The 22,736-nt window shown below is 68.8% G+C and carries 23 protein-coding genes and 1 pseudogene; 15 read left to right on the top strand and 9 right to left on the bottom strand.

Going from position 1 to position 22,736, the window contains the following annotated elements:
• Together Q0L89_RS10000 and Q0L89_RS09995 are read left to right on the top strand one after the other, a co-directional pair.
• Positions 1 to 732, top strand: a pseudogene (locus Q0L89_RS10000) (ammonium transporter); the annotation flags it as partial.
• Positions 733 to 904: 172 nt separating this feature from the next.
• Positions 905 to 1,816: a DMT family transporter gene (locus tag Q0L89_RS09995; protein WP_296764492.1), complete on the top strand. Its 912-nt coding sequence runs from the start codon at positions 905 to 907 to the stop codon at positions 1,814 to 1,816.
• 12 nt (positions 1,817 to 1,828) lie between these two features.
• Here Q0L89_RS09995 and Q0L89_RS09990 read toward each other — a convergent pair whose 3' ends face one another.
• Positions 1,829 to 2,212 carry a rhodanese-like domain-containing protein gene (locus Q0L89_RS09990; protein ID WP_296764489.1) on the bottom strand — a complete coding sequence of 128 codons (384 nt, stop codon included), beginning with the start codon at positions 2,210 to 2,212 and terminating at the stop codon, positions 1,829 to 1,831.
• Between the two features lie 178 nt (positions 2,213 to 2,390).
• Here Q0L89_RS09990 and mutL point away from each other — a divergent pair, with 178 nt between their 5' ends.
• Positions 2,391 to 4,238, top strand: a complete 1,848-nt coding sequence (mutL, locus tag Q0L89_RS09985) for a DNA mismatch repair endonuclease MutL (RefSeq protein ID WP_296764488.1) — start codon at positions 2,391 to 2,393, stop codon at positions 4,236 to 4,238.
• Between the two features lie 9 nt (positions 4,239 to 4,247).
• Here mutL and Q0L89_RS09980 read toward each other — a convergent pair whose 3' ends face one another.
• The gene (locus tag Q0L89_RS09980; protein ID WP_296764485.1) at positions 4,248 to 4,892 is read right to left on the bottom strand and encodes a ChrR family anti-sigma-E factor; all 645 of its coding nucleotides are present in this window, start codon (positions 4,890 to 4,892) and stop codon (positions 4,248 to 4,250) included.
• Positions 4,893 to 4,900: 8 nt separating this feature from the next.
• Positions 4,901 to 5,560, bottom strand: coding sequence for a sigma-70 family RNA polymerase sigma factor (locus tag Q0L89_RS09975; RefSeq protein WP_296764483.1), 660 nt, complete (start codon positions 5,558 to 5,560; stop codon positions 4,901 to 4,903).
• 115 nt (positions 5,561 to 5,675) lie between these two features.
• Here Q0L89_RS09975 and Q0L89_RS09970 point away from each other — a divergent pair, with 115 nt between their 5' ends.
• The gene (locus Q0L89_RS09970; RefSeq protein WP_296764480.1) at positions 5,676 to 6,977 is read left to right on the top strand and encodes an FAD-dependent oxidoreductase; all 1,302 of its coding nucleotides are present in this window, start codon (positions 5,676 to 5,678) and stop codon (positions 6,975 to 6,977) included.
• Positions 6,974 to 7,735 carry a DUF1365 domain-containing protein gene (locus Q0L89_RS09965; RefSeq protein ID WP_296764478.1) on the top strand — a complete coding sequence of 254 codons (762 nt, stop codon included), beginning with the start codon at positions 6,974 to 6,976 and terminating at the stop codon, positions 7,733 to 7,735. Before Q0L89_RS09970 ends, Q0L89_RS09965 begins: the two co-directional genes overlap by 4 nt.
• Before the next feature lie 21 nt (positions 7,736 to 7,756).
• On the opposite strand, the gene queG is transcribed toward Q0L89_RS09965, so the two are convergent.
• From queG to rbfA, 3 genes are read right to left on the bottom strand one after another with little or no spacing between them, the layout of a single operon-like run.
• Positions 7,757 to 8,791: a tRNA epoxyqueuosine(34) reductase QueG gene (gene queG, locus Q0L89_RS09960; protein WP_296764475.1), complete on the bottom strand. Its 1,035-nt coding sequence runs from the start codon at positions 8,789 to 8,791 to the stop codon at positions 7,757 to 7,759.
• Positions 8,788 to 9,549: a phosphodiester glycosidase family protein gene (locus Q0L89_RS09955; RefSeq protein WP_296764473.1), complete on the bottom strand. Its 762-nt coding sequence runs from the start codon at positions 9,547 to 9,549 to the stop codon at positions 8,788 to 8,790. The genes queG and Q0L89_RS09955 overlap by 4 nt, the downstream gene beginning before the upstream one ends.
• Before the next feature lies 1 nt (position 9,550).
• The gene (rbfA, locus tag Q0L89_RS09950) at positions 9,551 to 9,946 is read right to left on the bottom strand and encodes a 30S ribosome-binding factor RbfA (RefSeq protein WP_296764471.1); all 396 of its coding nucleotides are present in this window, start codon (positions 9,944 to 9,946) and stop codon (positions 9,551 to 9,553) included.
• Between the two features lie 87 nt (positions 9,947 to 10,033).
• Here rbfA and dapB point away from each other — a divergent pair, with 87 nt between their 5' ends.
• Complete coding sequence (gene dapB / locus Q0L89_RS09945; RefSeq protein ID WP_296764469.1) at positions 10,034 to 10,852, top strand: 4-hydroxy-tetrahydrodipicolinate reductase; 819 nt, start codon at positions 10,034 to 10,036, stop codon at positions 10,850 to 10,852.
• A 60-nt stretch (positions 10,853 to 10,912) separates the two neighbouring features.
• Here the strand turns inward: dapB and Q0L89_RS09940 are convergent, their stop codons facing one another.
• Complete coding sequence (locus Q0L89_RS09940; RefSeq protein WP_296764466.1) at positions 10,913 to 11,089, bottom strand: DUF1674 domain-containing protein; 177 nt, start codon at positions 11,087 to 11,089, stop codon at positions 10,913 to 10,915.
• A 67-nt stretch (positions 11,090 to 11,156) separates the two neighbouring features.
• Between Q0L89_RS09940 and Q0L89_RS09935 the strand changes: the two genes are divergently transcribed.
• The 8 genes from Q0L89_RS09935 to Q0L89_RS09900 all read left to right on the top strand — a co-directional run bounded on the left by Q0L89_RS09935 (position 11,157) and on the right by Q0L89_RS09900 (position 20,404).
• Complete coding sequence (locus tag Q0L89_RS09935; protein ID WP_296764465.1) at positions 11,157 to 12,416, top strand: transcription antitermination factor NusB; 1,260 nt, start codon at positions 11,157 to 11,159, stop codon at positions 12,414 to 12,416.
• A 151-nt stretch (positions 12,417 to 12,567) separates the two neighbouring features.
• Entirely contained in the window at positions 12,568 to 14,310 is a 1,743-nt protein-coding gene (locus Q0L89_RS09930) for a heparinase II/III family protein (RefSeq protein ID WP_296764462.1), read from the top strand.
• Positions 14,311 to 14,333: 23 nt separating this feature from the next.
• Positions 14,334 to 15,923, top strand: coding sequence for a bifunctional phosphoribosylaminoimidazolecarboxamide formyltransferase/IMP cyclohydrolase (purH, locus tag Q0L89_RS09925; RefSeq protein ID WP_296764460.1), 1,590 nt, complete (start codon positions 14,334 to 14,336; stop codon positions 15,921 to 15,923).
• Between the two features lie 34 nt (positions 15,924 to 15,957).
• Positions 15,958 to 16,428 (top strand): signal peptidase II, encoded by a 471-nt coding sequence (lspA, locus tag Q0L89_RS09920; protein WP_296764457.1) that lies wholly within the window; start codon positions 15,958 to 15,960, stop codon positions 16,426 to 16,428.
• A gap of 53 nt (positions 16,429 to 16,481) precedes the next feature.
• On the top strand, positions 16,482 to 17,000 hold the full coding sequence (locus Q0L89_RS09915; RefSeq protein ID WP_296764455.1) for a DUF3035 domain-containing protein: 519 nt from the start codon (positions 16,482 to 16,484) through the stop codon (positions 16,998 to 17,000).
• Between the two features lie 96 nt (positions 17,001 to 17,096).
• Entirely contained in the window at positions 17,097 to 18,425 is a 1,329-nt protein-coding gene (locus Q0L89_RS09910) for a pitrilysin family protein (RefSeq protein ID WP_296764453.1), read from the top strand.
• Positions 18,422 to 19,756, top strand: a complete 1,335-nt coding sequence (locus Q0L89_RS09905) for a pitrilysin family protein (RefSeq protein ID WP_296764451.1) — start codon at positions 18,422 to 18,424, stop codon at positions 19,754 to 19,756. The genes Q0L89_RS09910 and Q0L89_RS09905 overlap by 4 nt, the downstream gene beginning before the upstream one ends.
• 108 nt (positions 19,757 to 19,864) lie before the next feature.
• Positions 19,865 to 20,404 (top strand): NADPH-dependent FMN reductase, encoded by a 540-nt coding sequence (locus tag Q0L89_RS09900; protein WP_296764449.1) that lies wholly within the window; start codon positions 19,865 to 19,867, stop codon positions 20,402 to 20,404.
• Here the strand turns inward: Q0L89_RS09900 and Q0L89_RS09895 are convergent.
• Positions 20,401 to 20,799 carry a VOC family protein gene (locus Q0L89_RS09895; RefSeq protein ID WP_296764447.1) on the bottom strand — a complete coding sequence of 133 codons (399 nt, stop codon included), beginning with the start codon at positions 20,797 to 20,799 and terminating at the stop codon, positions 20,401 to 20,403. The genes Q0L89_RS09900 and Q0L89_RS09895 overlap by 4 nt on opposite strands.
• A gap of 41 nt (positions 20,800 to 20,840) precedes the next feature.
• On the opposite strand from Q0L89_RS09895, the gene Q0L89_RS09890 reads away from it, so the two are divergent.
• Positions 20,841 to 21,647, top strand: coding sequence for a MaoC family dehydratase N-terminal domain-containing protein (locus Q0L89_RS09890; RefSeq protein WP_296764446.1), 807 nt, complete (start codon positions 20,841 to 20,843; stop codon positions 21,645 to 21,647).
• A 44-nt stretch (positions 21,648 to 21,691) separates the two neighbouring features.
• Here the strand turns inward: Q0L89_RS09890 and Q0L89_RS09885 are convergent, their stop codons facing one another.
• Positions 21,692 to 22,726, bottom strand: coding sequence for an FAD-binding oxidoreductase (locus Q0L89_RS09885; RefSeq protein ID WP_296764496.1), 1,035 nt, complete (start codon positions 22,724 to 22,726; stop codon positions 21,692 to 21,694).
• Between the last annotated feature and the right edge of the window lie 10 nt (positions 22,727 to 22,736).

Raw genomic sequence — 22,736 nt, 5'->3', positions numbered from 1 at the left:
GGCTCGACCGTGGTTCATTCGGTGGGCGGCTGGGCCGCACTCACTGGCGCGATCATCCTCGGGCCGCGCATCGGCAAGTACAACAAGGACGGCAAGACCGTACCGATCCCCGGTTCGAACCTCGCGCTGGCGACGCTGGGCACGTTCATCCTGTGGCTGGGCTGGTTCGGGTTCAACGGCGCATCGCAACTGGCGATGGGCAGCGTCGGCGACGTGGCCGATATCAGCCGCATCTTTGCCAACACCAATACCGCCGCCGCCGGCGGGGCGGTCGCGGCGCTGATCCTGACGCAGCTTCTTTACAAGAAACCCGACCTGACCATGGTGCTCAACGGCGCGCTGGCGGGGCTGGTGTCGATCACCGCCGAGCCGCTGACGCCCTCGCTGGGCGCCGCGACGCTGATCGGGGCCGTGGGCGGCGTGATCGTCGTGTTCGCCGTGCCGATGCTCGACCGGCTCAAGGTGGACGATGTCGTGGGCGCCATCCCTGTGCACCTGATCGCCGGCGTCTGGGGCACGCTGGCGGTGCCGCTGACCAATCCGGGCGCCAGCTTCGGCGCACAGATCATGGGCATCGTGATCATCGGGGTCTTCGTCGCGGTCGCTTCGGCCGTCGTGTGGGCGGTCCTGAACATGGTGATGGGCCTGCGCGTCGACGAAGAGACCGAGATCAACGGCCTCGACATGGCCGAATTGGGGATGGAAGCCTACCCCGAGTTCTCGAAAAGCTGATCCTTCCTTCCTGATCGGCTGACCACTGGCCCGGGCGCACAAGGCGCCCGGGCTTTTTGCATTCGCGCGACGCCGCCGCGCCCCGGGTTGGAGCGGCGCGCATTTGGCGCTATTACCGGGCAACGCTCCCGCCCAGCGGGGGCCATCCCAAACCCCGGTTCAGGAGCCGCCGATGCGACGCCACCCCCTTTTCGGGATATTCCTTGCGCTGTTCGGCGCGTTGGTGTTGACGCCCGATACGTTGCTGATGCGCTGGTCGGAGATGGACGGCTTCCAGATGCTGGGCTGGCGCGGCACCCTGATGGGGTGTTTGCTGCTGGCCTACTGGGCCGTGACGCGGGGCGGGCTGCACCGGGCCGACCTGCGTGCCTTCGCCTCGGGCGCGGGGTTGACCATCGTGGCGTGCCAGTTCTTCAACGCCACGCTGTTCAGTTTCGGCATCGCCACCGCACCGGTTTCGGTGGTGCTGTTCGGGGTAGCCACGGTGCCGATCTTCGCCGCCATCCTTGCACGGCTGTTGTTCGGCGAGCCGACGCATCCGTCCACCTGGATCACCATCGTCGTGGTGCTGGCAGGCATCGGCCTGGCGGTGTTCGGCGGGCACGGCGGCGCCGATGCGCCGACGATGCGAATCGAGACGCTGTGGGGCGCGGTTGCGGGGCTGTTGGTGGCGGGCACGCTGGCGCTCAATTTCGTGGTGATCAGGGCGCGACCCACGGTGCCGATCCTGCTGGGCATCGGTACCGGCGCCCTGCTGGCCGGCCTGATGGGGCTGGCGATCACCGGGCCGGCGCGCATGGCCGATGGCGGCGTGCTGGCGATCGCGGCAACGGGGCTGGTGGTGCTGCCGGTGTCGTTCATGACGTTGTCGCTGGCCGCGCGCCTGACGCCGGCCGCGAATGTCAGCCTGCTGTTGCTGCTGGAAACGGTGCTGGGCCCGCTGTGGGTGTGGCTGGGCACCGACGAATCACCAACGCCCGCGATGGTCGCGGGCGGGGCGGTGGTAGTCACGGCGCTGGCGGTTTACCTGTTATACACCGACCGGCGGCAGGCGCGTGCCCGGCGCCGCGCCGGCCCTGCGTGAATGCGTGTGGGCTCAGCCGCGGCCGTCCACCAGTTGCGGCGCGCCGGTGGCCATGTTGGTACCGATATAGGGCTGGTGCGCCTCTTTCCACGCCACCATGCCGCCGCTCATGTGCGCGACGCGGTCCATTCCGGCGGCGATGGCGGCGCGCGCCACCCGGTCCGACCGCACGCCCGAGCCGCAATGGAACACGATGCGCTTGTCGCTCTGCCCCGGCAGCTTGTCGGCTCGGAAGAACGACATCGGCATCAGCAGCGCGCCCTCGATATGTTCGAACATGTATTCCTGTGGCGTGCGCACGTCGATCAGCACGATCTCGTCGCGGACAAAGGCCGCGGCTACCTCGGCCACGGTCCATGTCTCCAGCTCGGCGTTGTCGACGGTTTCGGTTTTCATTCCGGGGTCTCCTGCGGTTGGGTATGATGCTTCGGCCGGGCGGCGCCGTGTGATGGCGTGCATGTAGTCGATCACGCGCAGCTTTGCACCTGCAACGCCCGAAATCGGGTGGCGGCGGTGCCGCGCGGGCACGCGAACCCGGTAGCAGAATCGCGGGCGGCATGCTAGGTATTGTGGTATGAATACGCATGCCCCCAATATCCGGCCTGTCATCCGGCAGCTTGACGATGCCGCGATCAACCGGATCGCCGCTGGTGAGGTGGTCGAGCGCCCCGCCTCGGCGGTCAAGGAACTGGTCGAGAACGCCATCGACGCGGGCGCACGGCGCATCGACATCGCCATCGCCGATGGCGGCAAGAGCCTGATACGGGTCGGCGACGACGGTTGCGGCATTTCGCCCGAGCAGTTGCCCCTGGCATTGTCACGCCATGCGACCTCCAAGATCGACGGTGAAAACCTGCTCGACATCCACAGTTTCGGCTTTCGCGGCGAGGCGTTGCCCAGCCTTGGCGCGGTTGGCCGGCTGACCATCACCAGCCGCGCCGAGGGCCATGACGGGGCGCGCGTCGCGATCAGCGGCGGGCAGGCGGGCGCGGTGGCGCCGGCGGCGCTGAATACCGGCACGGTGGTGGAGTTGCGCGATTTGTTCCATGCCACGCCCGCACGGCTGAAATTCCTGCGCAGCGACCGTGCCGAGACGCAGGCGATCATGGACGTGGTTCGGCGGCTGGCGATGGCCGCACCCTATGTGGCGTTCTGCCTGCGCGACGTCAGCGGCGGCGGCGCCGGGCGGGTGAGCTTCCGCGCCGACGCCGAGACGGGCGACATGTTCGATGCGCTGCACGGCCGTCTGGGCCGCGTGCTGGGGGCGGAGTTCGCGCAGAACGCCCTGCCAATAGATGCCGAGCGCGAGGGGCTGCACCTGTCCGGGTATGCCGCCTTGCCGACCTATTCACGCGGCTCGGCGGTGGCGCAATACCTGTTCGTCAACGGCCGCCCGGTGCGCGACAAGTTGCTGGTAGGGGCGCTGCGCGCCGCCTATCAGGATTTCCTCAGCCGTGACCGGCACCCGGCGGCGGCGCTGTTTCTCGATTGCGCGCCGCAGCTGGTGGATGTGAACGTGCACCCGGCGAAATCGGAGGTGCGGTTTCGCGATCCGGGGCTGGCACGGGGGTTGATCGTGTCGGCCTTGCGCCATGCGCTGGCGGCGGCGGGGCATCGCGCGTCGTCCACGGTAGCGGGCGCGACGCTCGGGGCCTTTCGCCCCGAGGGCGCGGGTGGGCCTGCGCCCCGGTATCAGGCTGACTATGGCGCCCCCGCGGCGCGGGCCGCGGCCTACCAGGCGCAGGCGCCGGGCTTTGCCGATCTGGGCGCCGGATACAGCGCGCGGGTCGAGGCGCCGGCGGCGCCCGGCCCCGATGGCGACGGGGCGGTGGCGTCCGAGCACCTGCCGCTGGGCGCGGCGCGGGCGCAGGTGCACGAGAATTACATCGTCGCCCAGACCGGCGACGGCATGGTGATCGTCGATCAGCACGCCGCGCACGAGCGGCTGGTCTATGAGAAACTCAAGCGCCAGATGGACGACAACGGCGTCGCCGCGCAGGCGCTGCTGATCCCCGAGATCGTCGAGCTTTCCGAAGCCGACTGCGCCCGGCTGATGGACCACGCCGAGGCGCTGGCGCGGCTGGGGCTGGGAATCGAGCGGTTCGGCGGCGGCGCGGTGGCGGTGCGCGAGACGCCCGCGCTGCTGGGTCAGGTCGATGCGGGCGCGATGCTGCGCGACATCCTCGACGAGCTGGCCGACGAGGGCGAAAGCCCGACCCTGCGTGCGCGGCTTGAGGCGATTCTCAGCCGCGTGGCCTGCCACGGGTCGGTCAGGTCGGGCCGGCGCATGGCCGCCGACGAGATGAATGCCCTCCTGCGCGAGATGGAGGCGACCCCCCATTCCGGCCAGTGCAACCACGGTCGCCCCACTTACGTGGAACTCAAACTTGCCGATATCGAGCGGCTGTTCGGGCGCACCTGAACGCCGCGCTCAGATCCGCAGGAACGGCTGCGCAATGCGCGGGATCAGGCCGCGAAACCGCAGCGGCGCGTCGGTCGCGGCGAGGCAGATGCAATCGGCGCCGATATCTGCCACCGGCGTGTGGTGAAGGCTTTCGTCGGCAACCTCGATGTCACCGGGGCCGAAACGGTCGGTTTCGTCGCGGAAGGCGCCGCGCAGAACCAGCGTCAGTTCGGTGCCGCGGTGGCCATGGTCGGGCACCGCCGCACCGGCGGGGATGTACAACAGCCGCGCCGTCGCATCGCGCGAAGTGCGCAGGATCGCCTGCTTCACACCCATGCCGACGGGGCGCCATTTCACCGCGTCAAGGCTGCCGCCGATGTAATCGGCCAGCGGCGCCGGCAACCCCTCGACGCGCTTGCGCCGCGGAGCCGCCGCCGGAGTCGCCCCGGTGATGCGGGCCAGCGTCGCTTCAAGACTGTCGTCAGCCATGGCCACGGTGTCGCAGCCTTCCAGCAGGGCACCGCCGACGCTGTCGAACGCGCCAAGGCGCGCACGGCATTCGTCGCAAAGCGACAGGTGCGTGGCAATGGTCAGGTTGAACGCCTCGGGCAGGGTGCCGGCGGAATAGGCCATCAGCAGGGCGTCGGTCAGGTGATGCGTGATCTTGGTCATTGCGGCGGTCATTTCATTGCGTGGCGCAGTCGGTCCAGCGCCAACCTGATGCGGGATTTGATCGTGCCAAGGGGCAGGCCGGTTTCTTCGGCGATTTCGCTGTGCGACAGATCGCCGAAATAGGCGCGTTCGATCAGCTCGCGCTGTTTCTCGGGCAATTCGGCGATCGCACGGCCCAGGCGGGCGCATTCCTGTTGCAGGCCAAGCGCCTCTTCCTGGTCGGGCTCGGCCTCGGGGCCCCAGGGCAGGTCTTCGGGTTCGGGGCGGCGCTGCTTGCGCAGCAGGTCGATCTTGCGGTTGCGCGCGATGGTGAAGATCCACGTCGCAACCGAGGCGCGGGTGGGGTCGAACAGGTGGGATTTCTGCCAGAGCGTCGCCATCACGTCCTGTGTGCATTCCTCGGCCAGCGCCATATCGGTGCCCGAGCGGATCAGAAAGCCTTTGATGCGCGGGGCGAAGTGCGCGAACAGCTCGGCGAAAGCGCGCCTGTCCTCCTGATCGCGAATGCGCTCGATGTGGGCGACCCAGTCGCGGGTGTCGGTCTTGTGCTGTGCTGTCACCGCAGGCGCCTTGTTCGCATGTCTGTCATCCCTGCCTTGCCTAGCATGGCCCGAGGGCGGTGGCGACGGGGCTTTCGTGCAGCGCAGTGTATCGGGATCAGCCAACATACCACTGTTTACGCCGCCCAAAGATGCCCGGATCACTCGGCGGCGCAGCTTTTTCTCATCCGGTTTCTGCCGCGCGGCGTATCCCCGACAACTCGGATTTCACGGAGAACATCACATGCCGTTCGAAGCAGCCCCCGGGGCGACAGGCAAGGTCGCCGTCATTGGCGCGGGGATTTCCGGCATGGGGGCGGCGCACATGCTGGCCGCCGATCGCCACGTCACCCTGTTCGAGGCCGAACCGCGCCTTGGCGGCCATGCCCGCACCATCATGGCCGGGCGCCGCGGCGATCAGCCGGTGGATACCGGGTTCATCGTGTTCAACTACGCCAACTACCCACACATGGCCGAGCTGTTCGCACGCCTCGACGTGCCGGTGGTCAAGTCGAACATGAGCTTCGGCGCCTCGCTGCGCGGCGGCGCGTTCGAGTACGGGCTGGCAAATCTGCGTGCTGTCTTTGCCCAGCCGCGCAACGCGGCTGACCCGCGATTCCTGCGCATGTTGCGCGACATATTCCGGTTCAACGCCAATGCCCTGCAACTGGCGCAGGATCGCGGCCTGACATTGGCACAGTTCCTTTCGCGGCTGGGCACCGGCGCGTGGTTTCGTGACCATTACCTGCTGCCGCTGTCGGGCGCGATCTGGTCCACCCCGGCGGAGCGGATCATGGAGTTCCCCGCCCACGCGATGATCGGCTTTTTCGAAAACCACGCCTTGCTCAGCCACACCGGCCAGCACCAGTGGTACACCGTGCAGGGCGGGTCGGTGGAATATGTGCGCCGTCTGGGTGCGGCGATGCGCGCGCAGGGCGTGAGCCTGCGCCTGGGCTGCCCCGTGGCGGGCGTGCGGCGCACGGTGCGCGGGGTCGAGGTGCGGGCCCACGGCGGAGAATGGGAAGCCTTCGACGAGGTGGTGTTCGCCACCCATTCCGACGACTCGCTGGCGCTGCTGGCCGATGCCACACCCGATGAGCGCACCAACCTGGGTGCCATTGCCTACCAGCCCAATGATATCGTGCTGCATTCCGACACCGGCGTGATGCCGCGCCGCCGCGCGGTGTGGTCATCGTGGAACTATACCGAAGCCGCCGACAAGCGAAGCGACCGGATCGATTTGACCTACTGGATGAACTCGTTGCAGCCGATCCCGATGGACGACCCGCATTTCGTCACCCTCAACAGCACCCGGCCGATCCGCGAAGAACTGATCTACGATCAGGTGACGCTGCGCCACCCGGTCTACGACCTTCCCGCACTGGCCGCGCAGGACCGGGTGCGCGCGCGCAGCGGCGCCGCCAACACCTGGTTTTGCGGTGCGTGGCTGGGTCACGGGTTTCACGAAGACGGATTGCTCAGCGCCGTCAACGTGGCCCATGAAATACGCTGGCGCGACGCAGCGGTGGGGATTGCCGCGCAATGACAGGTGGCATCGACCATATCGCCGGCCACACATGGCATGGGCGCAAGGGCGGGATCGAGAACGCCTTTCGCTACGGTGTGGATTACCTGTTGCTGGATGCCGAGGCGCCGCCGCCGGACACGCCGCGCCTGTTCTCGCGCAACCGGGGCAACCTGGTGTCGCTCTGGGACATCGACAATGGCGGGCCGCCGAACAACGGGCGCGGCGCGGCCTGGGTACGCGAGGTGTTGGACGCCCATGGCCTGCCGACGCCGGCGCGGATCGAGCTGCTGACACAACCGCGGGTTCTGGGGCATGTGTTCAACCCGGTGTCGTTCTGGCTGTGCCGTGACGCGGCCGGCGCGTTGCGCGTGGTGATCGCCGAGGTCAGCAATACCTTCGGCGACCGCCATTTCTACCTGTGCCGCCGCGACGACATGGGGCCGATCACGGCCAGTGACCGGCTGCGGGCACGAAAGGTCTTTCACGTCTCGCCCTTCCAGCCTGCCGAGGGGCACTACGAGTTCCGCTTCGACATCCGCGACGACCGCATCGGCATCTGGATCGACTTCACCGGCGGCAATGGCGGCGTGACCGCCACGCTTGTCGGGCGCCGCCGGGCGCTGAGCACGCACGGGTTGCTGGGCGCGGCGCTGCGCCGGCCGCTGGGGTCGCGCCGGGTGCTGGCGCTGATCCACTGGCAGGCGCTCAAGCTGTGGTGGAAGGGCGCGCGCTATCGCCCCCGCCCGGAGCCACCGGCGCAAGACGTGTCGCGGTGACGGCGCGCGGCGCCACGGCATTCAATGCGCATCGAGACGCGCCACCGCCCAGAGGGCCGCATCGCGCACCGTGTCGTCGGCGTCTTCGCACAGGCCCTGCGCCACCGCGCGCAGCGACGCGTCACCGGAATTTCCGATGGCGTACAGCACATTGCGCACGAACCGGTTGCGCCCGATCCGCTTGATCGGGCTGCCGCTGAACCGCGCGCGAAACGCGGTATCGTCCAGCCCGGCCAGCTCGGCCAGCGGTGGCGCCAGCAGGTCGTCGCGGGCGTGATACTTGGCCTCGCGTGCGGCAACGGCGAACTTGTTCCACGGGCACGCGGCAAGGCAATCGTCGCACCCGTAGATACGGTTGCCCATCAGCGGCCGCAGAGCCTCGTCTACCGGGCCGTGGTGTTCGATCGTCAGGTAGGAAATGCAACGCCGCGCGTCCAGTTGGTAGGGCGCCGGAAAGGCATCGGTGGGGCAGACATCGAGGCAGGCGCGGCAATTGCCGCAATGGTCAGTCTCGGGCGCGTCGGTCTGCAAATCCAGCGTGGTGAACACCGAGCCCAGGAAGAACCAACTGCCCAGCCCCCGCGACACGAGGTTTGTATGCCTGCCCTGCCAGCCGATTCCGGCGGCTTCGCCCAAGGGTTTTTCGGGCACTGGCGCGGTATCGACGAACACCTTGACCTCGCCGCCCGCGTCGGAAATCAGCCAGCGCGCCAGCCGCTTGAGCGCCTTTTTCAGCGGGTCGTGATAGTCGCGGTTCTGCGCATAGACGGAAATCGCGGCGCGGTCGGGGTGCTCCAGCACCGCCAGAGGGTCGTGTTCGGGGGTATAGCTTTGCCCCAGCATGATGACGGTGCGCGCCTCTGGCCACAGCACATGCGGCTGGCCGCGCCATTCGGCCCGCTCAGACAGCCAGCGCATCTGCCCGTGATAGCCACGGCCCAGGAATTCGGTCAGCCGGTCGGGCACCTGCGGCACGTCCCACGGGCGGCACAGGCGGCAGGCGTCAAAACCTTCGTCGCGCGCGCGGGTCTTGAGGCGTTCTTCGAGGCTGGTCATCGTCCATCCACGGGGTCGATCACGCCGACGACCGGGCCCAACGGCAACCCGATATCCGCCCTCCCCAGCCCCGGCGCGTAGAGGCGCGAAATATTGCCATCCAGAAAAAGCGCCTGATCGACGCCAAGCCGGTCGCGGAACAGGCGTGCGAATTCGTGGAAAGTAACCGGCGCCTTCGAGATGGCAAACCACGCCGTGCGCCCGTCGGCTGCGGTGCCGACGCCGTTGCGCACACGGCGCGAGGTGCTGTCAGGCAGGAAACGCGGGTGCAGCGCGCCATCGATCACCAGCATCGGCCCCGATTGGGTGGCATGGCGGCAGGCGGGGGCCTCGGCGATGTACTGGCGGGTTTCGATCACGTCGGCGCGGCCCTCGCGCAGGCACAGCACGCCATTGGGCAGCATTCCGAAATTGCCCGGCCCGGCGGAGGGAACGAGACGCATCGCCTGTTGGCCGTCCTCGATAAACAGCCCCACCGGGCTGCGATCGGGGTGATACATGCCGGCGTTCATGGCAAAGGCCAGCCGATGCCCCTGCGCGCGCAGGCCATCGTCGATACGCCGAAAGCTGCCCCAGGGCGCGCCGCTGTCGTCATACAGGAACAGGCGCAATTCCTCGTGCGCGGCATCGACGCGGCAGACGGTGTAGCCACGCCCATCATGGGCGATGTCGTTGCATTCGACGGCCCACGCCGCCCCGGCCGCCAGCCACAGCGCCAGCGCCGCGGCCAAGGTGGGGGCTATGCGCGGCGGGCGCATGTCAGTCCTCGATGTCGCGCTTGACCTCGTCGCGCGAGAACAGCTCGCGCGCCTCGTCCAGCCTGTCGAAGGTGGCGTCGGGCTGAAAGCGCAGCTCGGGCACGAATTTCAGCGTCAGGCTGCGCCCGGTCAGGTGCCGCAGCTCACCCTGGTTGCGCGCCAGCAGGCCGATCAGCTCGTCCTGGCCCTCGCCGCCCAGCGGCACGACATAGGCGGTCGCCACGCGCAGGTCGGGCGACATACGCACCTCGCCCACCGTGACCGAGAAACGGTCGAGATCGGGGTCGTGAATATCGCCGCGCATCAGGATGTCGGATAGCGCGCGCCGCACCAGCTCGCCGACGCGAAGCTGTCTTTGGCTGGGTCCGGCCCCGTCGTGTTGCTTGTTCTTTGCCATCCCCGCGCATCTAAGCTCTCAGACGGGTTTTGCCAAGCGCGCCGTGCCGGGCTATCAGGACGGCAAACCGCGAAAAGGAGCAAGCCAATGACAGATCTGCCGGGAATCGTCGTTAACGGCGCGTCGGGCCGCATGGGCCGGATGCTGGTGGACACCGTCACGCAAAGCCCCCGCGCGCGGCTGGCCGGTGCGGTGGTACGGCCCGGCCACGACTGGATCGGGCAGGACATTGGCACCGCCATGGGCGGCGCGGCGCTGGGTGTGACGGTCACCGACGACCCGCTGGAGGCGCTCGCCAATGCCCAGGCGGTGGTGGATTTCACCGCGCCCGCCGCAACGGTCGCGATCGCCGCGCTGGCCGCGCAGGCGCGCGCGGTGCATGTCATCGGCACGACGGGGCTGTCCGACGACGACCTGTCGCGCATCGCCGCCGCCGCCCGCCACGCGCCCATCGTGCGTGCCGGCAACATGAGCCTGGGCGTCAACCTTCTGGTGCAACTGGCCAAGCGGGTGGCCGCCGCGCTGGACGAGGACTTCGACATCGAGGTGATCGAGGCGCATCACAACCGCAAGGTCGACGCGCCCTCGGGCACCGCGCTGATGCTGGGCGAGGCCGCGGCACAAGGTCGCGGCGTGCGCCTTGCGGACGTGCGCGATTCGGGCCGCGACGGGATGACCGGTGCGCGCCGGCGCGGCGATATCGGGTTTTCGGCGATTCGCGGCGGCGACATCGTGGGCGAACACGACGTGCTGTTCGCCGGCCCCGGGGAGCGGATCATCCTGCGCCACGTCGCCAGCGACCGCGCGGTGTTCGCGCGCGGGGCGCTCAAGGCGGCGCTCTGGGCGCAGGAGAAGGCGCCCGGCGAATATGACATGCTGGACGTGCTGGGCCTGTCGGGCGGCTGACAGCCCGCCCGCGTCATCGTATCCCGGCGCACGCGACGCGCGGGCAACCAAGGTCAGCGGTCAGAAATCGATCGCGATACCCTTCTTTTCCCAATCGCCGAAGCGCACCGGCTCGGGCCCGTCGCGACCGCCCAGCTCGGTGGGCAGGCTTTCTTCGGCGCGGGCCTTGCGGCGGGCCTCCGCCTCGGCCAGGGCGCGTTGCGCGGCAGGGGGAAGGGGGTTTTCGGTCTCGCTCATGGCATGGCTTCCTTGCTGCGTCGGCCCTTGATATACGCCGCACGCCAGCCAGAGCAAGGACACCGCCATGACACCCCCCACCCAGACCCCGCGCGCCGGCGCCGTCGCCCTGCTGGACCGGGTGCTTGGCGAACGCCGCACAGTGACCGAGGCGCTAGGCGTACTGCACCCGCTGGACCCACCCGAGCGCGCGCGGGCGCAACGGCTGGCGCTTGACACGTTGCGGGGCCTGGAACGCGCCGACCGGCTTCTGGCGCGGCACATGCGCAAGGCACCGCCGCTGCATGTGCGCAACGTGTTGCGACAGGCCACGGTGGAAATCTGCATGGGCGGCGAGGCGCATGGCGTGGTCAACGACGCGGTGTCCACCGTTGCCGCCGACAAGCGCCGCGCCGCGCTGAAAGGCATGGTCAACGCGGTGCTGCGCAAGATCGCCGCCGACGGGCCGGCGGCCTGGTCCAGGCTGCGCGTGCCGCGGCTACCCAAATGGCTGCGCGGGCCGCTTGTGGATGCTTACGGCGCGCCCACCGTCACCGCGATGGAGGCGGCGCATTTCGCCGGCGCGGCGCTGGACATCACCGCGCGCGACGACAACGCCGGGGTGGCGGCGATGCTGGGCGGCCGGCTGTTGCCCACGGGCACCGTGCGGCTGGACGAGGCCGGGCAGGTGTCGCGCCTGCCGGGGTTCGACGCCGGGCAGTGGTGGGTGCAGGATGCCGCCGCCGCCCTGCCCGCGCGCATCCTCGCACCCGTGCCCGGCGAAACGGTGCTCGACATGTGCGCGGCGCCCGGTGGCAAGACGCTGCAACTGGCCGCCGCCGGCGCGCGGGTGACGGCGCTGGATGTCTCGGACCAACGGTTGGCGCGGCTGCACGAGAACCTTGCCCGCACCGGGCTTGACGCAGCGGTGGTCGTGGGCGATGCGCTGGCCCATGACGGGCGTTACGACGCGATCCTGCTGGACGCGCCCTGTTCGGCCACCGGCACTATCCGCCGCCACCCGGACCTGCCGCACGCGCAGGACGGCGCCAACTATGGCGACCTGATGGCCCTGCAAGCGGCGATGATCGACCACGCCATCGGCCTGCTGGCACCGGGCGGGCGGCTGGTCTACTGCACCTGCTCGCTGCTTCCCGACGAGGGCGAATGCCAGGTCGAAGCGGCGCTGGCCCGCCATCCCGACCTTGCCGCCGACAGCGCGGCGCTGGCCCTGCCCGGCATCGCGCCCGAATGGCGTAGCCCCGAGGGCGGGCTGCGCCTGCGCCCCGATTACTGGCCCGAGCACGGCGGCATGGACGGGTTCTACATCGCCGCGCTGGTGCGCTGACCCCTTCATCTTTCCGGCAAGTACTCTCGGGGGGAATCGCGCCAAAGGCGCGATGGGGGGCGGAACGCCCCCCCGACAACACGGGTGACAGCCGCGGTGCCGGCGCGTATGATCCGCCCAGACGCCGCGAGCGCGTGAGAGGCCGGTGCAGATGCCCACACCCAACATCGTTTCGGCGCGTCTGACGCGCTGGATGAACCGCCTGCACGCGCGGGCGAGCAGCTTGGCGCGGCCCGCCACCGGATTCGTCAGCCAGCCCGAGCCGCGCACCATCGGCTCCTACGCGCGGGGGCGGCAGTTGATGGCCGGCAACTACCTGTTCGCCGGTCACCTGGTCGAGGCACCGGGCGGCTCGCCGTGGGACATAACGCCGCCCGATGCCGATTTCCGCAACGCGCTGCACGGCTTTGGCTGGCTCGACGACCTGGCCGCCGTGGGTGACACCGCGGCACGGGCGCGGGCTCAGGAATGGCTCTGGGACTGGATCGCACGCTATGGCGACGGGCGCGGCCCGGGCTGGACACCCGAGCTGACCGGCCGTCGGATGATCCGATGTATCCACCACGCGCTGTTCCTGCTGCGCGGGCAGGAGGCGGACCGGAGCGAGGCATTCTACCGCGTGCTGGCGCGGCAGGCGCTGTTCCTCGGCCGCCGCTGGCAAGCCGCCGCGCCCGGCCTGCCCCGGTTCGAGGCGCTGACGGGGCTTTTGTATGCCGGGTTGTCGCTGCAGGGGATGGGCCGCTTCACCGACCCCGCGATGCGCGCGCTGGCCCGCGAGTGCCGCGCGCAGGTGGATGCGCAGGGCGGCATCCCCACGCGCAACCCCGAGGAGTTGCTGGAGGTTTTCACGCTGCTGACATGGGCCTCGGCGGCGCTGGCCGAGGATGGCAAGAGCGCCCTGCCCGACCACCTCGCGGCCATCGAACGCATTGCACCTGCGCTGCGCACGTTGCGCCACGCCGATGGCGGGCTGGCGCGGTTCCACGGCGGTGGCCGCGGCGCCGAAGGGCTGCTGGACATGGCGCTGACGGCCTCGGGCACCGGCGGGCGGCGGGCACCCGAGGGGCTGTCGATGGGCTATGCGCGGCTGAGCGCCGGGCGCACCAGCATCATCGTCGATGCCGCCGCGCCGCCCACCGGACCGGCCTCGCGCGACGCGCATGCCTCGACGCTGGCGTTCGAACTCACCTCGGGGCGCCGGCCGGTGATCGTCAATTGCGGCTCGGGCGCCGCTTTCGGCGCTGAATGGCGCCGCGCCGGGCGCGCCACGGCCAGCCATTCGACCCTGGCGCTGGCGGGGTATTCCAGCGCCCGGCTGGGCACGGGGCACGCGCGGGGCGAATGGCTGATCGACGCGCCGCAGGGCGTGCCCGTCGAAATGAGCCACGCGCCCGACGGCATTCGTTTCGAGGGCGCACATGACGGCTATCTGCGCACCCACGGGCTGACCCATGCGCGCACGCTGGAACTGACATTCGAAGGCCGCAGCATGCTGGGCGAGGATTTGCTGCTGGTGATCGACGACGCCGACAAGCGCCGCTTCGACAAGGCGCTGGACGCGACGCAGTTGCAGGGCATCGCGTTCCAGGTTCGGTTTCACCTGCATCCCGACGTGGAACCCGCGCTCGACATGGGCGGCGCGGCGGTGTCGATGGCGCTGAAAAGCGGCGAGGTGTGGGTGTTCCGCCACGATGGGACGCTGGAAATGACGCTGGAACCCAGCGTTTACCTTGAAAAGGGGCGGCTGCGCCCGCGTGCGACCAAACAAGTCGTTTTAACCGGCCGCGCGATGGATTATGCGACACGCACCCGGTGGTCGCTGGCCAAGGCGCATGACACGCCGATCAGCATTCGCGACCTGCACCGGGACGAAGAGATGGACCTGACCAACTGAACCACACCCGGGGACCCCGACAGATGACCGAACTGACCAAGCTGCGCCGCGCGCTGATTTCCGTATCCGACAAGACCGGGCTGGTTGATCTGGCCCGCGCGCTGGATGCGCGCGGCGTCGAGCTGATCTCGACCGGGGGCACGGCGCGGGCGATGCGCGAGGCCGGGCTGACGGTGCGCGATGTCTCGGACATCACCGGCTTTCCCGAGATGATGGATGGCCGCGTGAAAACCCTGCACCCGGCGGTGCATGGCGGGCTGCTGGCACTGCGCGACAACGACGCCCACGTCAGCGCCATGACCGCCCACGGCATCCCGACGATCGACCTGCTGGTGGTCAACCTCTACCCGTTCGAGAAAACCGTCGCCGCCGGTGCCGACTACGACACCTGCATCGAGAATATCGACATCGGTGGTCCGGCGATGATTCGCGCCGCGGCCAAGAACCACGCCCATGTGGCCGTGGTCACCGATGTCGAGGACTATGACAAGCTGATCGGCGACATGGACCAGCACGACGGCGCCACCTGTCCGAAGTTCCGCCGCAAGCTGGCGCAGCGTGCCTACGGGCGCACCGCGGCCTATGACGCGGCCGTCAGCACCTGGATGGCCGATGCCATCGGCGATGCGGCCCCGCGCCGCCGGGCCGCCGCCGGGCACCTGGCGCAAACCCTGCGCTACGGCGAGAACCCGCACCAGCGGGCGGCGTTCTATACCGACGGCAGCGACCGCCCCGGCGTCGCCACCGCGAAGCAGCTTCAGGGCAAGGAACTGAGCTACAACAACATAAACGACACCGACGCGGCGTTCGAGCTGGTCAGCGAGTTCCCGCCCAAGGACGGCCCGGCCTGCGCCATCATCAAGCACGCCAACCCCTGTGGCGTGGCCCGCGGCGCGACCCCGAAAGAGGCCTATATCCGCGCCCATCAATGCGACAGCACCAGCGCCTTCGGCGGCATCGTGGCGCTGAATTCAAAACTCGACCTGGAGACGGCGCAGGAGATCATGCAGATATTCACCGAGGTGGTGATCGCGCCGGGCATCGACCAGGACGCGCGTGATCTGTTCGCGTCCAGGAAGAACCTGCGCCTTTTGATCACGCCGGGGCTGGCCAACCCGGCCGCGGCATCCCTGACCTGGCGGCAGGTGTCCGGCGGGTTCCTGGTGCAGGACAAGGACAACGGCCATCTCGACGTTGACGATTTGAAGGTGGTGACGAAACGCGCCCCGACCGACCACGAACTGGCGGACATGATCTTTGCCTGGCGGGTGGCCAAGCACGTCAAGTCGAACGCCATCGTCTACGTCAACGACGGCGCCACCGTGGGCGTGGGCGCCGGGCAGATGAGCCGCGTCGACAGTTGCCGTATCGCGGCGCGCAAGGCCGCCGACATGGCGGCCGAGCTGGGCCTGCCCGCGCCGCTGACGCAGGGGTCCGTGGTGGCCTCGGATGCCTTCTTCCCGTTCGCCGACGGGCTGATGACCGCGGCCGAGGCAGGCGCCACGGCGGTGATCCAGCCCGGTGGCTCGATGCGCGACGACGAGGTGATCGCCGCCGCCGACGAGGCCGGGCTGGCGATGGTGTTCACCGGCATGCGCCATTTCCGGCACTGAACGGCCGGCGCTCCGCCGGGAAAGGATTATCGGGATGCGGATTGTCTTCTGGGTAGGGTTCTGGGTTTTCCTGGCTGACCAGGCCAGCAAGTACTTGGTGGTTCATTTCATGTCGCTGCGCGAGCTTGGCCGCATCGACGTGTTTCCGCCCTACCTGAACCTGCGCATGGCATGGAACCGGGGGGTCAATTTCGGCCTGTTCTCGCAGGACAGCGATGCGATGCGCTGGGTGCTGATCGCGCTGGCGCTGGTGATCTCGGGCACCGTGCTGTGGTGGGTCTACCGCGACCGGCCCGGGCGCGCCGGCCTGGTCGGCGCGGGCCTGCTGGTGGGCGGAGCCCTGGGCAACGTGATGGATCGCCTCCTTTACGGCGCAGTGGCCGATTTTCTCAACATGTCGTGCTGCGGCATCGCCAACCCATACGCCTTCAACGTGGCCGACATGGCGGTTTTCCTCGGGGCGATCGGGCTGGTGTTTTTCGCCGGTCGCGAAAAGGCCCCGTGACGCCCGCCTTTCGATCGGCTAAGTCTGGACGCGACGGATTCAGGAGGGTGGCAATGCGACTGCCGCGCGCGACTATCTTGGTAACTGGGTTGATGCTGGCCGCCTGTTCGGGCGATGGGCAGCCTCCCGAATTGCGCAACCTTCAGCCACCGGGCAAGGGGCCGGACGAATTCTCGGTCCTGCCGGGCAAGCCGCTGGAGACGCCGGGCGATCTGTCGGCCCTGCCAACGCCGACACCGGGGCAGGGCAACCGCACAGACCAGACCCCGGTCGCCAACGCGGTAACCGCTCTGGGCGGACGGCCCGAGGCGGCCGCCGGCCCGGTGCCGCAGCGCGACAGCGCCCTGGTCCAGCACGCAAGCCGCAACGGCGTGACCGAGGGCATCCGCCAGATGCTTGCCGCGGAGGATGCCGATTTCCGCCGCCGGCGCGGGCGTTTCACGCAAATCAAGATCGCCAGGACCGACCGCTATCGGCAGGCCTACAAGTCGATGCTGCTCGACCCTTACGCCGCGCTGGGCAAGTTCCGGCAGATGGGGGTGGAGACGCCTTCGGCGCCGCCGGGTGGTTGAAGCATTCACATGCGCGTCACCCCGGGTTGAAGTACGCGGGTGACGGCGTAACTGTGCCTCATGCGTAACGCCCACAGCCCGTGAGGAGACCCTGACATGATGCGCGCACTGGCCCTTGTCGCGGGAATGTTGGCCCCCGCCGGGGCAATCGCCGAAGGGCAGGTCACCGATTTTCCCCTGGATAACGGGATGCAGGTGGTTGTGATCGAGGACCACCGCGTACCCGTGGTGACCCACATGGTCTGGTACCGCACCGGCGCCGCCGACGAACCGCAAGGGCGCTCGGGCGTGGCGCACTACCTCGAACACCTGATGTTCAAGGGAACCGAGACCCTGGAGGCAGGCGAGTTTTCCGCAACAGTGGCGCGCCACGGCGGCCGCGACAACGCCTTCACAAGCTGGGACTATACCGCCTATTACCAGCGCGTCGCCGCCGACCGGCTGGGCCTGATGATGCGGATGGAGGCCGACCGAATGGTCAACCTGCGGCTCGCCGAGCGCGACACCGTGACCGAGCGCAACGTGATCCTCGAAGAGCGCAACCAACGGGTCGAAAACGACCCCGCGGCGCTGTTTCGCGAGCAGAAGCGTGCAGCGCAATACCTCAACCACCCATACGGAATCCCGATCATCGGCTGGCGCGCCGAGGTCGAGTCACTGGATCGCGATGCGGCGCTGGATTTCTATCGCCGCCACTACGCGCCCAACAACGCCATCCTGGTGGTCGCCGGCGACGTGACGCCGCAACAGGTGCGCCGTCTGGCCGAAAAGCACTACGGCGCGATCCCCGCCAACCCCGACCTGCCGCCGCGCACCCGCCCGCAAGAGCCGCCGCAGCTTGCCGAACGCCGCGTGATCATGCGCGACGCCCGCGTCGGCACACCGCACCTGAGCCGCGCCTACCTTGCCCCCGAACGCGACAGCGGCACGCAGGAAAAGGCGGCGGCGCTTGCGCTGCTGGCCAATCTTCTGGGTGGCGGGCAGACATCGGTGCTGACGGAAAAGTTGCAGTTCGAGGATAACCTGGCCGTGCACACCGCCGCCTATTACGGCGGCACCTCGCTTGATGCGACCAGCTTCGATATCGTCGTGGTTCCGGCGCAGGATGTGAGCCTTACCGATGCCGAGGCGGCGCTCGACACTGCGCTGGCCGAGTTCCTGGCCGAGGGTATCGACCCGGACGCCCTGGAGCGCATCAAGTTCCAGGCCCGCGCCGAGCTGATCTACGAACGCGACGACACGCAAAAGCTGGCGCACAGATACGGCCGGGCCCTGACGCAGGGCCTGACGATTGCGGACGTGCAGGCGTGGCCCGATATCCTTCAATCCGTGACCGGGGACGACATCATGGCCGCCGCGCGCGAGGTGTTCGACAAACGCCGCGCCGTGACCGGCTTTCTCGACAAGAAGGAACTGACGCAATGATCCGCGCAACGCTGCGCCTTTGCCTCGCCGCGCTAACCGGGGCGCTGATGCTGGCCGCGCCGGGGGCGCGCGCCGCCATCGACATCCAGAAGGTGGAAACGCCCGGCGGCCTGACGGCCTGGCTGGTCGAGGATCACACCATCCCCTTTACCGCGCTGGAAATCCGGTTTCGCGGCGGAACCGCGCTCGACAGCCCGGAAAAGGCCGGCGCGACCAGCCTGATGACCGCGCTGCTGGAGGAAGGCGCAGGCGAGATGGACGCCCGCGCCTTCGCTCGGGCGCGCGATTCGCTTGCGACCACGTTTCGCTTCGATGCATCCACCGACGCGGTGCGCGTCTCGGCCCGGTTCCTGACCGAGAACCGCGAAGCGGCATTGGGGCTGTTGCGCAAAAGCCTGACGCAACCGCGGTTCGACGCGGAGGCCATCGAACGGGTGCGCGGCCAGATGATGGCAAATCTGCGCTCGGATGCCAATGACCCGCGCAGCATGGCCGACAAGGCGTTCGAGGCTGCGGTGTTCGGCGACCATCCCTATGCCATCCCCGGCGACGGTACGCTCGACACGGTGCCGAACCTTGCGCGTGACGACATCGTGGCGGCCCATCGCGGCGCGCTGGCACGTGACCGCATCTATATCGGCGCCGCCGGCGACATAACTGCCGACGAACTAGCAGCACTGCTTGACGATCTGCTGGGAGATCTGCCCGAAACCGGCACGCCGCTGCCCGGCGATGCCGACCCGGCCTTCAGCGGCGAAACGCAGGTGGTCGACTTCGACACCCCGCAATCGGTGGCGGTATTCGGGCAGCCCGGCGTTGCCATCGACGACCCCGATTTCTTCGCCGTCTATATCGTCAACCGCATTCTCGGCGGCGGGTCGTTCGAAAGCCGCCTGATGGAGGAGCTGCGCGAGAAGCGCGGCCTGACCTACGGCGTCGGCACCTACCTGGCTGATCGTGACCACGCCAAGCTGTGGATGGGGTCGCTGGCCTCGTCCAACGACACCATGGCGCAGGCGGTGCGCCTTGTGCGCTCCGAATGGGCCCGCCTTGCCCGCGACGGCGTCACTGAACAGGAATTGCAGGACGCCAAGACCTACCTGACCGGGGCCTACCCGCTGCGGTTCGACGGCAATGCGCCGATCGCGCGGATCATTGTCGGAATGCAGATGCAGGGCCTGCCCATCGACTACGTGCGCACCCGCAATGACCGCATCCGTGCCGTCACGCTGGAAGAGGTCAACCGCGTCGCCGCCGAACGGCTCGACCCCGAGGCACTCAGCTTCACGGTGGTCGGGCAGCCCGAGGGCATGACGGCACCCGCGAACTGACAGCCCGTGATCGCCGCCCCCTGATCACAGGTGCTGTGCGCTGACGCGGGTTGCCATCGCCCCGCCGCTGGCTAGGTGATGGGCGGATCAAACAAACACGGGTGCAAAATGTCGACAACAAAGCTGCTGGGCCTCTCGGGTTCGCTCCGCCGGGGATCCTACAACACGATGCTGCTGCACGAGGCGGCAAACGTCTTCGGCGACGCGGACCTGTCCATCGCCGATATCGACCTGCCGCTGTTCAACGAGGATGACGAGGCCGCGAACGGCATCCCTGCCAGTGTTCAGACGCTCGCCGACCAGATCGCCGCCGCCGACGCGGTGCTGATTTCCACCTCCGAATACAACAAGGGCATCTCGGGGGCGCTGAAGAACGCGCTGGACTGGATCAGCCGGACCAGGCCGAACCCCCTGATCGGCAAACCCGTGGCGATCATGTCGGCCGCCGCCGGCCGCGCCGGCGGCGAGCGCGCGCAGACGATGCTGCGCAATTGCCTCGTGGCGTTCCAGCCGCGGCTGCTGCAAGGGCCCGAAATGCTGTTGGCCGGGCCGTCAAAGGAATTCGACGACGACGGCCACCTTGTCAGCGACACCTACCGCAAGACCCTCGGCAACCTGATGGAGGCCCTGCGCGAGGAAATTCGCTAGGCACGGTTGGCGATCTCGATCAGGTTCCCATCAGGATCGCGCAGGTAGATCGACAGGATCGGCCCGGTCGCCCCCGTGCGGGGCACCGGGCCTTGCTCCATCCCGACGCCGAGTTTGGCGAGGTGCCGCTGCCAGTCGGAAACCGGCTGATCGCTCAGAAAACACAGGTCCGCCGCGCCAGGCGTCGGGTGCGCTGCCCTGGGTTCGAACTCGGCGCCGCGTTGATGCAGGTTGATCTTCTGACCACCGAAGTACAGCGCCCAGCGATCCGGGCCATCGGCGGGCTTGAAGCGGGCCGGCTCCATCCCCAGGACATCGCGATAGAACGCTAGCGTGTCATCGATGTCGGAAACCGTCAGAACCAGGTGGTCGAGCCCCTGAACATGCGGTGTCATTTGCCGTTGCCTCCGCTTGTGCATCTGCCTAGGTTTCGCGCATGCAGGTTGCCGATCCCGAACCGTTTCGTCAAAGCGATATCATGGATCCCGCGCGCGCCGTCGCCTTCCTGGCCACGCTGGGACGCACGGACAACGTCGCCGCCGGCGATCCCCTGCCACCGTTCTTCCACCAGCTCTATTTCTGGGAGGCCCGCCCGCCCGGCGAGTTGGGCCGCGACGGGCCCCCGCACCCCGGGCTGGGCCCGATCCCGGACACGGGTTTGCCCCGGCGCATGTGGGCCGGCGGGCGGCTGAAATTCCACGCACCGCTGATCGCCGGGCGCCCGGCGCAAAAGACAACCACGCTGGACAAGACCGCCCGCAAGCAAGGGCGCACGGGGCCGCTGGCCTTCGTCACCTTGCGCCACAACATTACCCAAGGCGGGCAGCCGCGCGTTACCGAATGGCAGGATCTTGTCTACCGCAACGACCCGGCGCCGGGCAGCACGCGGCCCGCACCACCCGCCGCCCCGCAAGACGAAGACCTGCGCGAGGACGCGCGTTTCGACACCACGATGCTGTTTCGCTACTCGGCGCTCACGTTCAACGGCCACCGCATCCATTATGACCTCGACTATGCCCGCGATGTCGAAGGCTACGACGGCCTGGTCACCCACGGCCCGCTGCTGGCGCAACTGCTGATGCTGCTGGCCGAACGCAAGCTGGGCAGGCTGCGCACCTTTTCGTTCCGCGCCACCGCCCCGCTGATGCACCATGAGACGGCGCAACTGTGCTGGAAATCCGACGGCACGCTCTGGGTGCGCGGCCCCGGCGGGCGGCTGTGCATGACGGCGCAGGCGCAGTAGCGAACTTCATCTTTCCAGAAATACTCACTGCGCGGCGCCCGCAGTCAGAAACTGGCCTCGGGGCGGAACCCCTGCGGGATCGCATCGTGCCCGCCCAGCACCAGATCGGCCATGACCGCGCCCACCTTGGGCGCCATGCCGAAGCCGATCTTGAATCCGCCGTTGGCGATGAATTCTCCCTCGTGCAGCGGATGCGCACCCAGCACCGGCGCGCGCGACCGCGAGCGCGGGCGCAGACCGGCCCAGCGGTTGATCACCGCGGCCCCCGCCAGTGCCGGCACTGCCCCCTCGGCACGCGCCAGCACCGCGTCAAGCTGCGCGTCGGTGCCGGTTGCGTCGTCGAATGCGCGCTCGCTGGTCGAACCGACGGCTGTGGTACCATCGGCGTGCGGCACGACGTGCACGCCATCGGCAAATATCTGCGGGCAATCGCGCCGGTCCAGTCGCAACAGCGCCGCCTGGCCCTTGACCGCGTTGCCGAAGGCGCGCGGGCGTGCGGCGTTGATTTCCTCAAGCCCGGCCACCCCGGTCGCCCACACGACGTGCCCCTCGGCGGCGCCCTCGCGCGCCACCACGCCGCCCTTTTCCCCGATCGCCGCCACCAGCGCCGCGCAGGCCATCCGCGGATGCAACCGCGCGCTGAGGCTGTCCGCGATCAGCCAGCCACTCGGGGTTTCCGGCGCCCATGCGCCGAAATCACCGCGCGGGCGCACCTGCCATTGCGCCCGGCCCTGCCATAGCGCGGCCGCGCTTTCGGCCCGCGCGCGGGCCATTTCCAGCGCTGCGGCGTCCGCCACCGGCTGCAACCGGCCCAGCCGCGCATAACCGGGATCACGCCCCGAGACCCGCGCCACCCCGTCCCAGAACGCCTGTGCCATGATCAGGCTGTCGAACTGGAACGCCTTCTTGTCGTTCCACTGCTCGGGCACATGGGGGGCCAATGCGCCGACCAGCCCGCCACTGGCCCCGGCGCCGGGGCCGTGGGGGTCGATCACCCGCACCCGCGCGCCGCGCTGCGCGCAGCACCAAGCCACCGAAAGCCCGAAAATACCGGCGCCGAAAACCGTCACATCCGCCATTGCCATCACC

Source organism: Sediminimonas sp., from assembly GCF_024637375.1.
GTDB lineage: Bacteria > Pseudomonadota > Alphaproteobacteria > Rhodobacterales > Rhodobacteraceae > Sediminimonas.
The sequence above is the reverse complement of the archived record's forward strand: the minus strand, read 5'-3'. Positions and strand labels throughout refer to the sequence as shown.